The sequence below is a fragment of the Streptosporangium amethystogenes subsp. fukuiense genome (genome assembly GCF_042665875.1).
Classification (GTDB): Bacteria; Actinomycetota; Actinomycetes; order Streptosporangiales; family Streptosporangiaceae; genus Streptosporangium; species Streptosporangium fukuiense.
Window position 1 is genome coordinate 5,686,619 of record NZ_JBHTEE010000001.1, and the last position, 13,911, is coordinate 5,700,529.

At 68.6% G+C, this 13,911-nt stretch carries 14 protein-coding genes; 2 read left to right on the forward strand and 12 right to left on the reverse strand.

Features of this window, described 5'->3' with window-relative positions; translation table 11 throughout:
* Positions 1–208: 208 nt before the first annotated feature.
* The gene (locus tag ACFQVD_RS24220) at positions 209–1,372 is read right to left on the reverse strand and encodes an acyl-CoA dehydrogenase family protein (protein ID WP_343981250.1); all 1,164 of its coding nucleotides are present in this window, start codon (positions 1,370–1,372) and stop codon (positions 209–211) included.
* 163 nt (positions 1,373–1,535) lie between these two features.
* Here ACFQVD_RS24220 and ACFQVD_RS24225 point away from each other — a divergent pair, with 163 nt between their 5' ends.
* Positions 1,536–2,837 carry a UDP-glucose dehydrogenase family protein gene (locus ACFQVD_RS24225; RefSeq protein WP_343981327.1) on the forward strand — a complete coding sequence of 434 codons (1,302 nt, stop codon included), beginning with the start codon at positions 1,536–1,538 and terminating at the stop codon, positions 2,835–2,837.
* Between the two features lie 761 nt (positions 2,838–3,598).
* Here the strand turns inward: ACFQVD_RS24225 and ACFQVD_RS24230 are convergent.
* The 4 genes from ACFQVD_RS24230 to ACFQVD_RS24245 form a co-directional block, all read right to left on the reverse strand.
* A complete protein-coding gene (locus tag ACFQVD_RS24230) occupies positions 3,599–3,835 on the reverse strand; it encodes a DUF397 domain-containing protein (protein WP_343981253.1) in 237 nt (78 codons plus the stop codon).
* Between the two features lie 394 nt (positions 3,836–4,229).
* The gene (gene purE, locus ACFQVD_RS24235) at positions 4,230–4,733 is read right to left on the reverse strand and encodes a 5-(carboxyamino)imidazole ribonucleotide mutase (RefSeq protein ID WP_343981256.1); all 504 of its coding nucleotides are present in this window, start codon (positions 4,731–4,733) and stop codon (positions 4,230–4,232) included.
* Positions 4,734–4,929: 196 nt separating this feature from the next.
* On the reverse strand, positions 4,930–6,087 hold the full coding sequence (locus ACFQVD_RS24240) for a 5-(carboxyamino)imidazole ribonucleotide synthase (RefSeq protein ID WP_343981259.1): 1,158 nt from the start codon (positions 6,085–6,087) through the stop codon (positions 4,930–4,932).
* Between the two features lie 171 nt (positions 6,088–6,258).
* Positions 6,259–7,203 carry a hypothetical protein gene (locus ACFQVD_RS24245; RefSeq protein ID WP_343981262.1) on the reverse strand — a complete coding sequence of 315 codons (945 nt, stop codon included), beginning with the start codon at positions 7,201–7,203 and terminating at the stop codon, positions 6,259–6,261.
* A 285-nt stretch (positions 7,204–7,488) separates the two neighbouring features.
* Between ACFQVD_RS24245 and ACFQVD_RS24250 the strand changes: the two genes are divergently transcribed.
* On the forward strand, positions 7,489–8,022 hold the full coding sequence (locus tag ACFQVD_RS24250; RefSeq protein WP_343981265.1) for a GtrA family protein: 534 nt from the start codon (positions 7,489–7,491) through the stop codon (positions 8,020–8,022).
* Between the two features lie 7 nt (positions 8,023–8,029).
* Here ACFQVD_RS24250 and ACFQVD_RS24255 read toward each other — a convergent pair whose 3' ends face one another.
* The 7 genes from ACFQVD_RS24255 to ACFQVD_RS24285 all read right to left on the reverse strand — a co-directional run bounded on the left by ACFQVD_RS24255 (position 8,030) and on the right by ACFQVD_RS24285 (position 13,906).
* Entirely contained in the window at positions 8,030–9,259 is a 1,230-nt protein-coding gene (locus ACFQVD_RS24255; protein WP_343981268.1) for an ATP-binding protein, read from the reverse strand.
* A gap of 51 nt (positions 9,260–9,310) precedes the next feature.
* On the reverse strand, positions 9,311–9,979 hold the full coding sequence (locus tag ACFQVD_RS24260) for a response regulator transcription factor (RefSeq protein ID WP_012888073.1): 669 nt from the start codon (positions 9,977–9,979) through the stop codon (positions 9,311–9,313).
* 251 nt (positions 9,980–10,230) lie between these two features.
* Entirely contained in the window at positions 10,231–10,713 is a 483-nt protein-coding gene (gene bfr / locus ACFQVD_RS24265) for a bacterioferritin (RefSeq protein ID WP_030907574.1), read from the reverse strand.
* Between the two features lie 15 nt (positions 10,714–10,728).
* Positions 10,729–10,950, reverse strand: coding sequence for a (2Fe-2S)-binding protein (locus ACFQVD_RS24270; RefSeq protein ID WP_342666797.1), 222 nt, complete (start codon positions 10,948–10,950; stop codon positions 10,729–10,731).
* A 135-nt stretch (positions 10,951–11,085) separates the two neighbouring features.
* Positions 11,086–11,703 (reverse strand): MBL fold metallo-hydrolase, encoded by a 618-nt coding sequence (locus tag ACFQVD_RS24275; protein WP_343981276.1) that lies wholly within the window; start codon positions 11,701–11,703, stop codon positions 11,086–11,088.
* A complete protein-coding gene (locus tag ACFQVD_RS24280) occupies positions 11,700–12,785 on the reverse strand; it encodes an S-(hydroxymethyl)mycothiol dehydrogenase (protein WP_343981279.1) in 1,086 nt (361 codons plus the stop codon). Before ACFQVD_RS24280 ends, ACFQVD_RS24275 begins: the two co-directional genes overlap by 4 nt.
* An 80-nt stretch (positions 12,786–12,865) precedes the next feature.
* A complete protein-coding gene (locus ACFQVD_RS24285) occupies positions 12,866–13,906 on the reverse strand; it encodes an adenylate/guanylate cyclase domain-containing protein (protein ID WP_343981282.1) in 1,041 nt (346 codons plus the stop codon).
* Positions 13,907–13,911: the final 5 nt, after the last annotated feature.

A 13,911-nucleotide genomic window follows, 5' to 3' on the forward strand; every position in this document is an offset into this window, starting at 1 on the left:
GACCTTAGTGCGCCTTTCACTCCCCCACCAGTGCCGCCGGCGAGGCGCCGTCATGGGCGGGATCATGCCTGGGACCAGCCGCCGGAGCAGGTGCGGGAGCGCTGCGCCGGCCGGGCACTCCCGGAACAGTGATCGTTCGGCGTCGAAACCAGGAGACGGCGAACCCCACCCCCGAAGAGATGGAGGCGGGGTTCGTGCACTTCAGGGCTTACTTCAGCAGCTGGCGGGCCATCACCATGCGCTGGATCTGGTTGGTGCCCTCGTAGATCTGGGTGATCTTGGCGTCGCGCATCATGCGCTCGACCGGGTAGTCGCTGGTGTAGCCGTACCCGCCGAGGAGCTGGACGGCGTCGGTGGTGATCTCCATGGCGGCGTCGGAGGCGGCGCACTTGGCCGCGCTGGAGACGAAGGTGAGGTCGGCCTGCGGCTCACCGTGCATGGCACGTTCGGACTTGGCGGCGGCGACGTAGGTGAGCTGGCGGGCGGCCTCCAGCTTCATGGCCATGTCGGCGACCATGAACTGGACGCCCTGGAAGTCGGCGACGGCCTTGCCGAACTGCTTGCGCTCCTTGATGTAGCCGATCGCGTAGTCCAGCGCGCCCTGGGCGATGCCGAGCGCCTGGGCGGCGATGGTGATGCGGGTGTGGTCCAGGGTGGCCAGGGCGGTCTTGAAACCGGTGCCGGGGGCGCCGATCATCCTCCAGGCGGGAATCCGCACGTTCTCCAGGATGACCTGGCGGGTCGGAGAGCCCTTGATGCCGAGCTTGCGCTCCTTGGCCCCGAAACTGACGCCCTCGTCGGCCTTCTCCACGACGAACGCGGAGATGCCCCTGGCTCCGACGCCCGGCTCGGTGACGGCCATCACCGTGTAGTACTCCGACACGCCGGCGTTGGTGATCCACATCTTGGCGCCGTTGAGCACGTAGTGGTCGCCGTCCGCGACCGCGCGGGTCTTCATGGCGGCGGCGTCGCTGCCCGCCTCCGCCTCCGACAGGGCGTACGAGAACATCCCGTCACCCCGCGCGACCGGCGGAAGATACTGCTGCTTGAGCTCCTCGGAGGCCGACAGCAGCAACGGGACGGTCCCGAGCTTGTTGACGGCGGGGATCAGCGAGGACGAGGCGCAGGCCCGCGCCACCTCCTCGATGACGATGACCGTCGCGAGCGCGTCGGCACCGGCGCCGCCGTACTCCTCGGGAACGTGCACGGCGTGCAGGTCCGCCGCGACGAGCGCCTTGTAGGCGTCCGAGGGGAACTCCCCGGCCTCGTCGACCTCCGCGGCATGAGGGGCGATCTTCTCGTCGGCGAGGGCGCGGACCGTCTCGCGGAGCATCTGGTGCTCCTCGGGCAGTGCGTAGAGAGGGTAGCTCATAGGGAAATAGTAGGACGTCCAACAAACACTGGAGCGCTCCACCTCATGTGGTATGCCCTCCCGCGTTTATGCAGGTGGCAAAGTGGAAGTGCCAGATGCCGATACTCTGGCGGCAAATAATCGGGCAGAACCGAAAGGAGCACCAGTGGCCTACCGCCTGACCATGGTGGGAACCGGATACCTCGGTGCGACGACGTCCGCCTGCATGGCCGAGCTGGGCTTCGAAGTCCTCAGCCTCGACGTGGACGCGGAGAAGATCGGCCGCCTACAGGCCGGTGACCTGCCCATCTACGAACCAGGCCTGCAAGAGGTGCTGCGGCGCAACCTGGCCAACGGGCGACTGCGCTTCACCACCTCGTACGAGGAGGCCGCGGCCTTCGGAGACGTGCACTTCCTGTGCCTGGGCACCCCCCAGAAGCCGGGAGAGTACGCGGCGGACGTGTCCTACCTGGACGCCGCGATCGAGTCGCTGGCCCCTCACCTGACGCGCGAGTGCCTGGTCGTCGGCAAGTCCACGGTCCCGGTCGGCACCGCCCAGCGCCTGGCCGACAAGCTGGCACGGCTGGCCCCCATCGGCGCGGGCGCCGAGCTGGCGTGGAACCCCGAGTTCCTCCGCGAGGGCTTCGCGGTGAAGGACACCCTGCACCCCGACCGGATCGTGCTCGGCGTCGCCTCCGACCGGGCGGAGAAGGTCATGCGGGAGGTGTACGCCTCCATGCTGGAGATGGGCACCCCGATGGTGATCACCGACTACCCCACGGCCGAGCTGGTCAAGGTGGCCGCCAACGCCTTCCTCGCCACGAAGATCTCCTTCATCAACGCGATGGCCGAGGTCTGCGAGGCCGCGCACGCCGACGTCAAGCAACTCTCCCTGGCGCTCTCCTTCGACGACCGCATCGGCGGCAAGTTCCTCAACCCCGGGCTGGGCTTCGGCGGCGGCTGCCTGCCCAAGGACATCCGCGCCTTCATGGCCCGCGCCGGGGAGCTCGGTGCCGACCAGGCGCTGACCTTCCTGCGCGAGGTGGACGCGATCAACATGCGCCGCCGGGCCCGCATGGTCGACCTGGCCCGCGAGCTGGCCGGAGGCTCCTTCCGCAACTGCACCGTCGCCGTGCTCGGCGCCGCGTTCAAACCCAACTCCGACGACATCCGCGACTCCCCGGCCCTGGACGTCGCCGTCAAGATCAGTGAGCAGGGCGGCCAGGTCACCGTCTACGACCCCGTCGCCCAGGAGAACGCCCGCCGGGCCCATCCCCGGCTCTCCTACGGCACCTCCGCCCTGGAGGCGGCCAGGGACGCCCATGTGGTGCTGCTGCTGACCGAGTGGCAGGAGTTCATCACCATGGATCCCGAGGAGCTGGGCTCCGTGGTGGCCTCCCGCAAGATCGTCGACGGCCGCAACGCTCTCGACGCCGAAACCTGGCGAGCCGCAGGCTGGCACTACCGCGCCCTCGGCCGCCCCTGACGTACCCGTCGCCTCTTCCGTCACGGCCCCCGCTCCGCGATACGCGGAGCGGGCCGTGGCGACATCCCGACGGCCGGCCGGAGCACCATGCGGGACGCGCTCCCCACATCCCGGCATTCGATGCCGCAGGTGGACGAGTGTGAAGCCGGAACGGCGGAGGATCTTCAGGATGGGCGGACGACGTGAACCGCCTCCGAACACGACAACGGGTTCCCGGCACGTGCCGGGAACCCGTTCGAACGCGCGTTGACCGCTCGGGAGCCTCACCACCACCAGTCCCAGTAACGCCTGCGCCAGCGGCGGTGCCAGCGGCGGCGCCTCCAGCCGCAGCATTCGGGCCGATCCCCTCCAGGAAAGATCATGTTGAAGTTCATAACCCCCCCTCATGCCAATCCTGCTAATCCCCCAACAATCACCATATACGCCATATCCACACAAACTCACAAAAACACTCCTAATTTAGTATAAGAATGCTTTTGGGGAATATTGTATTTTCAACAACGCCCGGCCGATCTCACGCGCATGGCCGATCCCACCGGCTCGGCTGGTCGAATGTTCACCCAGGTCGGGGCAGGGAGTCCGGGTTCCGGGAGGGACAGGTCGGGGCTCCTCCTTCAAGGCCGGGAAAGGAGCAGGGCCAGGCCGCACAGACCAGAAAGGCCGGACGGGCCTCCATGCAGGCACCGACCGCCTCGGGAAGGCGATGGACCACCGAACGGAAAGACCCCCGTCTCGGACGGGGGTCTTCGAGCCTGGCTCCGTCAGTTGTCGAACTCGCCGAGCTTCACGCCACCGACGAAGGCGTCCCACTCCGACTGGGTGAAGAACAACTTCGGCCCGTCGGGGTTCTTGGAGTCGCGCAACACGTACAGGGGACCGGCACCGGCCTTGTGCCCCTCGTCGAGACCGTCCACCACGGCCACCTCGACGCAGTCCCCGCCGACGTCGTCGCCCGGAGCCGCCCTGCGCCAGACGGCGTTGCTCAGGTCCGCTTCCATGTCGTCATCCCCTTCGCTCTGAGGCCGCCGATCGCCCGTACGGGCGGATCGCTCCGTAAGGCTCGCACGTCTCGTCATGCCCTGGGGATGGTCTGTGACGTGCCCTCCACAAATACAGTACCCGGGCCGCCTTTGACGCCCGCAATGACAGAGGCGTCGAACGGACTCATGGCTAATGCGCGGATACGGAGCTTACGTCAGAGCCGGCGGGCCGGTGGCTCTCGCCGGCGCCCAGGCTTCCGAACACCGCCAGTATGGCCGTCGTGATCCCGAGGAGGGCGCGGATCGCGTTCCTCATGATTCTCAACCTCCAAAGTCTCTGTCGATTCCCCCCTTCCCTACGAGTCCTCGTATATCCCCGATACCACCAAGCTATCGGGCAAAGATGGCGATATCAGGCGCCGAGCTGGGCGACCTCGGCGCGGAGCCTGGCGCCCTTGGCGTGGGCCTGCTCAGCCAGAGCGAGCTGGAACGCCTCCATCTTCGCCCGCAGTTCCTCGTCGGCGGCGGCGAGGATCCGGACGGCCAGCAGGCCGGCGTTGCGGGCGCCGCCGATGGCGACCGTCGCGACCGGGACACCGGCGGGCATCTGGACTATCGAGAGCAGGGAGTCCATGCCGTCGAGGTATTTCAGCGGGACCGGCACGCCGATCACCGGCAGCGGGGTCACCGAGGCGAGCATGCCCGGCAGGTGCGCGGCTCCCCCGGCACCCGCGATGATCACCTTCAGCCCGCGCCCGGCCGCCTGCGCGCCGTAGGCGATCATCTCCTCGGGCATCCGGTGCGCGGAGACCACGTCGGCCTCGAACTCCACCCCGAACTCGGCCAGCGCCTCGGCGGCGAGCCTCATCACCGGCCAGTCGGAGTCGCTGCCCATGACGATGCCGACGGTGGTCATGTTCTCTCCCTATGCCTCGCGGCCGACCGGCCGCGCGTTCGCGATGGTGCCGTGCTCCGCCCCGGGGCGGCGGCTTTCTGTGCTGCCAGAGCCTTGGGCGGCCTCGAAGCCCTCGCGGGCCCGGGGCCTTCCGGCGATGATCCCGGCGCGGCGGCCGACGACGAGGTGTCCTTGAGGAACAGCCCGGCCTGCCGGCTCAGGTGTATCTTCCCTCGGTGAGGTAGACGGCGGCGTGCCGGGCGCGCGCGCGGACCTCTTCCAGGTCGGTGCCGAGCGCGGTGACATGGCCGATCTTGCGCCCCGGCCGCACCTCCTTGCCGTAGAAGTGAATCTTGATCCCCGGGTCGTGGGCCATCACGTGCTCGTACCGGGAGAAGATGTCGGAGTCGTCACCGCCCAGGAGGTTGGCCATCACCACGACGGGGGCGGCCGGCGCGGGTGAGCCGAGCGGGAGGTCGAGGACCGCGCGCAGATGCTGCTCGTACTGGGAGGTGCGGGCCCCCTCGATCGTCCAGTGGCCGCTGTTGTGCGGGCGCATGGCCAGCTCGTTGACCACCAGGCCCGAGGAGGTGGCGAACATCTCCACGGCCAGCAGCCCGGTCACGCCCAGTTCCTTGGCGATGTTCAGGGCGATCCGCTGGGCCACCGCGGCCTGCTCGGGATCGAGGCCGGGTGCGGGGGCCAGGACCTCGACGCAGATGCCGTCACGCTGGACGGTCTCCACCACCGGGTAGCTGACGCCCTGGCCGTGCGGCGACCGGGCGACCAGCACGGCGAGCTCCCGCTCGAACGGCACGAACCCCTCGGCCATCAGCGGCACCCCGGAGGCCAGGGGCTCGGCCGCGTCATCCGCGGAGCGGCAGATCCAGACGCCACGCCCGTCGTAACCGCCCCTGATCGCCTTGAGCACGACCGGCCAGCCGTTCTCCGCGGCGAACTCCTCGATGTCGGCGGCCGTCTCGACCCGCCGCCACGGCGGGCACGGGGCGCCGATCCCGGTCAGCCGCTCGCGCATCACCGCCTTGTCCTGGGCGTGTACGAGCGCGTCGGCGCCGGGATGCACGACGAAGCCGTCCTCGACCAGGGCACGGATGTGCTCGGTGGGCACGTGCTCGTGGTCGAAGGTGACCGCGTCGCACCCCTTGACGAAGTCGCGCAGGTCCGCCAGGGACCGGTAGTCGCCCAGGCGTACGTCGGCGATCACGCGGGCGGCGCTCTCGTCTGACGAGTTGGCCAGGACCCGAAGCTCGACGCCCAGGGCGATGGCCGCCTGCTGGGTCATCCGGGCCAGCTGGCCCGCTCCGATCACGCCGACGACGGGTCCGATGGGACTGGCCAAGGAAGGGCTGCTCACGGGGGTTAAGTTTACCGGCACACGGCACGGGGGCAGGGACCGGGAGCGGCCGGTGGGAGGCTCTCGGCCGATTCCGGCAACCGCTCCCGGTGCGGCGACAGGCCGTCGTGAAGGCGGCTCGCCCGCCGGGGGCCCCGGCAGGGCCCCCGTCGTGGGGCCCTGCCGCGGCTCTCAGCTCGCCGTGAGGGTGGCGAGGCCGCGGCGGAGGCCGGCCGTGGTGAGCCTGGCACCCGTACCGGCGATCTCGGTGGCGACGAGCGCGATCTCGGTCCCGGTCAGCTCGGCCGCCCTGGCACGGCCGGTGAAGCCACGCAGGTCGGCCTTGCCGTAGATCGGGTGGGCCAGGGAGGATCGGCCGGAACGGGACCGCTGCCGGTATTCGATCTCCAGGGCGTGGATGACCAGCGCGCCGCCGTCGGGCAGTCGCAGTGCGCGCTGCGGGCCGACGAGCAGGCGGACGTCCGCGGTGAGCCGGTCGGGCCGTACCTTCTGCGGGCGCCTGACCAACTCGTCGAAGAGGCCGCGTACCGGGTCGTCCTTGGGGAAGGTCACCCCGCTCACCCCCGCGGGGTCGGTCAGGTAGGTCAGATAGCGCTGCGGGACGAGACGGGCCCTGACCCCCATGGCGGGATCGTCGGTGGGCACCGCCCCCTCGGTCGGCTCGCGGACCTCGCCCCGTATCGGGATGGGGCCCGCGCCGAGCCGCCACTCGCCCCCCTCATGGACGAACAGGAAGTAGGCCGGGTCGGGCTCGCGGGCCAGGGCGACGAACCAGCGGTCGGTGCCGGCGGTGCCGGGCAGGTAGAACTCCGCCTCGGTGTAGGACTTCCTGGCGGGGGCTGGGCGGCCGTTCCGGGTCGCCTCACAGGCACGACCGCCCAGCGCATGCTCCGCCCAGGTGGTGAGCCTGCCGACGGCCGCGCAGTCCCGGTCACGCCAGGCGTCGTCAAGCCTTCTCAGCAGCGTGAAGGCCTGGATCGCCTCCGCGAGCTCCACCCCGGCGGACGTCTCGCGCGACGGGTCGGCCTCGGGGGCGGCGCCTTGAGCGTCTCTCTTCGCGCCGCAACCGGTCATCATCGACAGACCAAGAATCAGAGCGAGGAGTCGGCGGCGCAAGGGTTGATCCCCGGGGTAGTGGCCGTCGCGTACGGCAGTCCGTCAGGACCGATCACGGTTCTCCAGCGGCATTCCGTGATCTACCGGATTAGCGTAACGTCGGACGAGCCGATTTAACCGGCGTTATGCGATATTTATTGAAATAGCGCTTGATGACGACTATGTGCTCCGGTGGAGCGATGCCGCGCGGAGCGTGGCCGAGCACCGGTAACCTGGCTCGACAGTGTTCGAGGTCCTCCAACGTGGCGGATCAGTGGCCGACCCCGAAAGGACCGTGCAGGAAACGTGGAGTTTCTCCGACAGGCCTACCGGCGGCTCGCCGAACTGGCGCGAGAACTGGCCAAGTTCGGCACGATCGGTGCGGTCGCCTTCGTGATCGACACGGGCGGCACCAACCTGCTCCGGTTCGGCATCGGCTGGGGGCCGCTCACCTCCAAGGTCATCGCCACGATCGTCGCGGCCACCTTCGCCTATCTCGGCAACCGCTACTGGACCTTCAGGCACCGGGAGCAGAGTGGCTTGGCCCGCGAGTACACCCTGTTCTTCATACTCAACGCCATCGGCCTGCTGATCTCGCTGCTGGTGATCGGCTTCGTGACCTACACCCTGGGCCTGCAGGATCCGCTGAGCTACAACATCGCCATGCTCACCGGCACCGCCCTCGGGACCCTCTTCAGGTTCTGGTCGTACAAGAAGTGGGTCTTCCTGCCCGGTGTCGACGCCAGTCCGCCGACGGCGTCGAAGAGCCAGGTCAACGGCCACGTGTACCTGCTGAACAAGAGCTCGGAGGAGAACTCGCCGCCGACCCTGCCCCGCTAGGGCCCGCTCAGGCTGGTCCCCGGACGACCCGGTTCCTGCCCGTGTCGCCCACCTCGCGCAGGAAGAAGGCGAACGCCGCGGGACGCGGCCGCACCAGCTCCAGGCGCCCCCCGTCGGCGGCGGCCAGCGCCCTCGCCAGGGGCAGGCCGAGACCTGTACCGCCGGCCCCGCTCACGTTCCGCTCGAAGATCCTCGGGGCGAGGTCTTCGGGTATGCCCCTGCCCTGGTCCGCCACCTCGATCACGATGGATTTGTCCTTGGCACTGGTGGTCACGGTCACCGTGCCACCGCCGTGCTCCAGCGAGTTCTCCAGCAGGGTGGAGATCACCTGACTGATGCCGCCGCCGGTGCCCAGTGCCTGGAGCCCACGTGTGCCCGCCAGCCTCAGCTGCCGCCCGGCCCTGCGGAACGCCGGGCCCCACTCGATGAACTGCTGGTCGAGCAGCGCATCGAGTTTGACGCTCTCGGCCTGCGCCTGACGCTGTCGCCTGGCGGTGGCCAGCAACTCGTCGATGACCGCGGTGAGCCGTTCGGCCTGCACGATGGCGGCCTCGCCCTCCTCCTTGACGATTCCCGGTTCGTCCGCGGCGGCGACGATCTCCTCAAGCCTCATGGTCAGGCCGGTGAGCGGGGTGCGGAGCTGGTGGGAGGCGTCGGTCGCGAACTCCCGCTCCCTGGCCAGGAGATCGGAGATGCGGGTCGCGCTACGGTCGAGCACCTCGGCCACCCGATCGAGTTCCTGGATACCGTAGCGGTGCTTGCTCGGCCTCGCGTCACCGGAGCCGAGCCGCTCAGCGATCATCGCAAGGTCGCTGAGCGGTAACGTCAGGCGGCGCGACTGCACGATGGCAAGCCCGACCGCGACCGCGAGGGCAGCCGCGGCGAGCCCCAGGATGAGGAAGAGCCATGCGCGGACCTCACGCTCCACCCCCGTCTTGTCCCGGCTGACCGCGACGTACACGCCGTTCTCCGACTGTGCGTCCGCGGTCATCTTCTGACTCTCGGGAGGCTCGGTGCCCACCGTTATCACCTGGGGAGGCGTGCCTTTTGCATAGATCTGAATGTAAAGCTGGGAATACTTACGCTCCAGCTGCTGCTCGTCGATGGGCTGATCCTGGATCCGGGCGTACTCGACCTCCCCCAGCAGGCTCTTGGCATGGGAGGCGAGCTGCTGGGTCGCCTCCTCCTCGATGAGCCTGTTGACCGCCACGGCGAGGGGTATGCCAAGCAGCAACACCCCGATGACCGCAACGAGGAGGGTTGAGGAGAGCAGGCGTCGGCGCATTTCCTACTCGCGCTCGAACCTGAAGCCGACCCCTCGAACGGTTGTGATGTACCGGGGCTTGGCGGCGTCGTCACCGAGTTTCCGGCGTAGCCACGAGATGTGCATGTCCAGGGTCTTGGTCGAGCCCCACCAGTTGGTGTCCCACACCTCGCGCATGATCTGCTCGCGGGTGACCACCTTTCCGGCGTCGCGGACCAGGACCCTCAGCAGGTCGAACTCCTTGGTGGTCAGATGCAGCTCCTTGTCGCCCATCCACGCCCGACGGGAGTCGGCGTCGATGCGCACGCCCTGGACCACGGGCGTCTCGGACGTGCCGCGCCGCAGCAGGGCACGGACGCGCGCCAGCAGCTCGGCGAGGCGGAACGGCTTGGTGACGTAGTCGTCGGCCCCGGCGTCGAGGCCCACCACGGTGTCGACCTCGTCGACGCGGGCGGTGAGGATCAACACCGGAGTTCCATGGCCTTCGGCGCGGATGCGCCTGGCCACCTCCAGGCCGTCCATCTCGGGCAGCCCGAGGTCGAGAACGATCAGGTCGATGCCACCCGACAGAGCCCGCTCCAGAGCCTGCGGGCCGTCAGGGCTCACCTCTACTTGATAACCCTCGCGGCGCAGAGCTCGCGCCAGTGGCTCGGAAATCGAGGTGTCATCCTCGGCGAGTAGTACACAGGTCATGTTGCGATCGTAGGACCTTAGAGGATCGTTTCCCGGGTACAGCGCGCGGTTTGACTCGTCGTTGACCTATCCATTGACCTGGGCAAACACTGATAAATCCCGGATAGTCATCCCGCAACGGCCGAGGCTTTCGGAGTAGGTCTCCCACCTTGGAAGTCCCTCGAAAGCACAGGCGTACCAAAGGATTGACCGGCAAAGCAGAACACGCCCTACCAGAGGGGATCCGGCGGGCGTGTTCTAGTCAATTCACCTCAAGACGGCGACGGCGGCTCGGCGTAGCGGGCGAGGTAGAGCTGCTCCCCGAGACTGTCCATCAGCCCCAGTTCGGTCTCCAGATAGTCGATGTGGTGCTCCTCGTCCTCAAGGATCTCCTCGAAGATGCGGGCCGAGGTGATGTCGCCCTTCTCACGCATCAGGGCGATGGCGGGCCTCAGACGGCCGACCACCTCAAGCTCGACGTCCAGGTCGGCGCGGAGCTGCTCCGCGACGGTCTGGCCGATATGCAGGATGCCCAGCTTCTGGTAGTTGGGCAGTCCTTCAAGGAAGAGGATGCGGTCGGTGAGCTTCTCCGCATGCCGCATCTCGTCCATGGACTCTTCGCGAGTGTATTTCGCGAGCTTGGTGTATCCCCAGTTCTCCTGCATCTTGGCATGCAGGAAGTACTGGTTGATCGCGGTCAGCTCCGCGGTCAACTGCTCGTTGAGCAGCTCGATGATTTTCTTGTCGCCCTGCATGGCGGGCTCCTCGTGCTATGCGGTCGGAATCAGATCCTCAGACCGCTTCAGGATCGCACAGATCTTGCGCACGCAAGAAGCGCAGTCGCCACCGGCACCCGTAGCGTCGCGAATCTGGCGAGCGCTCTTCGCCCCTGCCGAGATGCAGTCGTGCACCTCATTCTCGGTGACCGCGCGGCAGACGCATACATACACGGGGGTGCGACCTCTCAGGAGAGTACCATAGGTTAGGCACACCTAAAGTAACTCATTTGGTTAGGCTTGCCTACGTGAGATACGACACACAGCCATGATCTCCCCCATCACGCACGACACCGGACATGCGAACGCGCCCCGGCGCGGGCCGGGGCGCGTTCGCGGCGGACTCGCCGGTCAGTGTCCCCTGGCCAGCCACTCCTCCAGATGCCCGGCCTCCTCGCCGATCGAGGTGGAGTCGCCATGGCCGGTGTACACGGCCGTCTCCGGCGGCAGGGTCAGCAGCTTCCCCTTGATCGACTCGATGATCGTGTCGAAGGAGGAGAAGGACCTCCCGGTCGCGCCGGGACCGCCGCGGAACAGGGTGTCGCCGCTGAAGAGCGCGCCGATCTCCGCCCCGTACAGGCAGACCGCGCCCGGAGCGTGACCCGGCGTGTGCAGCACGGTCAGGTCCACGCCTCCGGCCGAGATCACCTGACCGTCCTTCAGCGGGGTGTACGGCAGGTCGGCGTAGACCATCTCCCACAGCACCTGGTCGGCCGGGTGGAGCAGGATCGGCGCGCCCACCCGCGTGGCGAGGTCGGCCGCCGCGTCGATGTGGTCGTTGTGCGCGTGGGTGCAGACGATGGCCCTCACCTCGCGGTCACCGACCCGCTCGGCGATCGCGGCGGCGTCGTGCGCGGCGTCGATGACGACCACCTCATCGGCCGAACCGACGATCCAGACGTTGTTGTCGACCTCCCACGTCCCGCCATCCAGCGAGAAGGTGCCGGAGGTGACCACCTTGTCGATCACAGGACCACCACCGAACGCAGGACCTCGCCGCGGTGCATCTTCGCGAAGGCGTCCTCGACGTCGCCGAGGCCGATCGTCTCGGAGACGAAGCGGTCGAGGTCGAGCCGCCCCTGCAGGTAGAGGTCGATGAGCATGGGGAAGTCACGGCTGGGCAGGCAGTCGCCGTACCAGGAGGACTTCAGCGCGCCACCGCGGCCGAAGACGTCGAGCAGCGGCAGCTCCAGCTTCATCTCCGGGGTCGGCACCCCGACCAGGACCACGGTCCCGGCCAGGTCACGGGCGTAGAACGCCTGCTTGTAGGTCTCCGGACGGCCGACCGCCTCGATGACCACGTCGGCACCGTTGCCGCCGGTGAGCTCCCTGACCGCCTCGACCATGTCCGAGGCGCCGGAGTTGACCGTGTGGGTGGCGCCGAACTCCTTGGCCCACTCCAGCTTGCGGTCGTCCACGTCCACCGCGATGATCTTCGAGGCGCCCGCCAGCCTGGCGCCGAGGATGGCCGCGTCGCCGACGCCGCCGCACCCGATGACCGCCACGCTGTCGCCGCGGGTCACCCCGCCGGTGTTGATCGCCGCGCCCAGGCCCGCCATCACGCCGCAGCCGAGCAGCCCGGCCACCTGCGCCGGCGCGGACGCGTCGACCTTGGTGCACTGCCCGGCCGCGACCAGGGTCTTCTCGATGAAGGCGCCGATGCCCAGGGCGGGGCTGAGCGGCGTGCCGTCCTCCAGGGTCATCTTCTGGGTGGCGTTGTGCGTGTTGAAGCAGTACCAGGGACGGCCGCGCAGGCACGCCCGGCAGTTGCCGCAGACGGCCCGCCAGTTCAGGATCACGAAGTCACCGGGTGCCACCTCCGTGACCCCCTCGCCGACGGCCTCGACCACTCCGGCGGCCTCGTGGCCGAGCAGGAACGGGAATTCGTCGTTGATGCCGCCCTCGCGGTAGTGCAGGTCCGTGTGACAGACACCACAGGCCTGTACCGTCACCACGGCCTCGCCCGGCCCCGGATCAGGCACGATAACGGTCTCCAGCGAGACGGGCTCGCCCTTGCCACGCGCGACCACGCCTTGGACGGTGTACGGCATGTCCTGCACCTCATCTGTCGTGAAACTCATCGAGCCGTACGGGCTCGCTTACTGGTCGAACGGCCTTGGAAAGGCCCGCCTCAATCATTACCAGCCCGGCGCAACACGTACGGCTGCACCACCCCCAGACCTCGGGCGGGCCGCCGCCGGATACGGCCGACCTCGACGCCCGGCGCGCCCTCCAGCGCCTCGGCCAGCTCGCTGTCGACGACGACGGTGCCGGGGCGGGCGATGGCCGTGAGCCTGGCGGCCAGGTTGACCGTGGTCCCGAAGACGTCGCCCATGATCGGCAGCACCGGACCGTACGCCAGCCCGATCCGCACGTCGAGCCCGTACCGCTGGATGACGCCGACCAGATCCAGGGCGATCATGGCCACGGTCCGCGGGTCGACCGCCGTGAAGAGCACCTCGTCGCCGAGTGTCTTGACCAGCCGCCCCCCGTGCTCGGCGACCACGTCGGAGGCCCGTGCCTCGAAGCCCTCGACCAGCTCGGCCAGGCCCCGCTCGTCCAGCTCGCGGGCGACCCGGGTGAAGGCCACCAGGTCGGCGAAGCCCACCGCGAGGGTCAGCCGGGTCGGCACGATCTCGTCGGTGATGTCGGTGATCGTCAGCAGGCGGGTCCCCGCGGCGGCGAGCTGGGCCCGCCAGACGTGGATCAGGACCTGCTCGAAGTCGGGGAGCAGCCGGCGCGAGGTCTCCATGATCCCCGCCAGGTCCTCGTCGGTGGGACGCCGGCCGGGGTCGAGCATGGCGCCGATCATGATCTCGGCCTGCCACTGCGCGAGCCTGGCCGTGGTCTGACCGAGTGCCCTGGCCATCCGGATGACGGCCCGGTCGTCCAGCAGGCCGCTCTCCATCATCATCCGGACCCGCTTGAGCACCGTCACGTCCGCGTCGGTGAAGGCCACCTCGTCGTCGGGGAGCGTGGCGAACCCCAGCGCGCGCCAGATCCGCTCGGTGAGCTCCTGTGGAAGCTCGGCGAGGCTGGCCACCTGGATCCGGGTGTAGCGGGGAGAGGTGCCGACGAACAGGTGCTCGATCTGCTCGGCCGTGGGACGGCCGGTGAAGACCTCCCCCTCTTCACCCGCGCCTTCACCCCGGCCCAGAAGGTTACGCCCCACCGCCG

Bases quoted from the DNA above. Each gene is read 5' to 3' on its own strand.
- ACFQVD_RS24220 (WP_343981250.1), bottom strand. From the start codon at position 1,372: ATGAGCTACCCTCTCTACGCACTGCCCGAGGAGCACCAGATGCTCCGC.
- ACFQVD_RS24225 (WP_343981327.1), top strand. From the start codon at position 1,536: ATGGTGGGAACCGGATACCTCGGTGCGACGACGTCCGCCTGCATGGCC.
- ACFQVD_RS24230 (WP_343981253.1), bottom strand. From the start codon at position 3,835: ATGGAAGCGGACCTGAGCAACGCCGTCTGGCGCAGGGCGGCTCCGGGC.
- purE (WP_343981256.1), bottom strand. From the start codon at position 4,733: ATGACCACCGTCGGCATCGTCATGGGCAGCGACTCCGACTGGCCGGTG.
- ACFQVD_RS24260 (WP_012888073.1), bottom strand. From the start codon at position 9,979: ATGACCTGTGTACTACTCGCCGAGGATGACACCTCGATTTCCGAGCCA.
- bfr (WP_030907574.1), bottom strand. From the start codon at position 10,713: ATGCAGGGCGACAAGAAAATCATCGAGCTGCTCAACGAGCAGTTGACC.
- ACFQVD_RS24280 (WP_343981279.1), bottom strand. From the start codon at position 12,785: ATGCCGTACACCGTCCAAGGCGTGGTCGCGCGTGGCAAGGGCGAGCCC.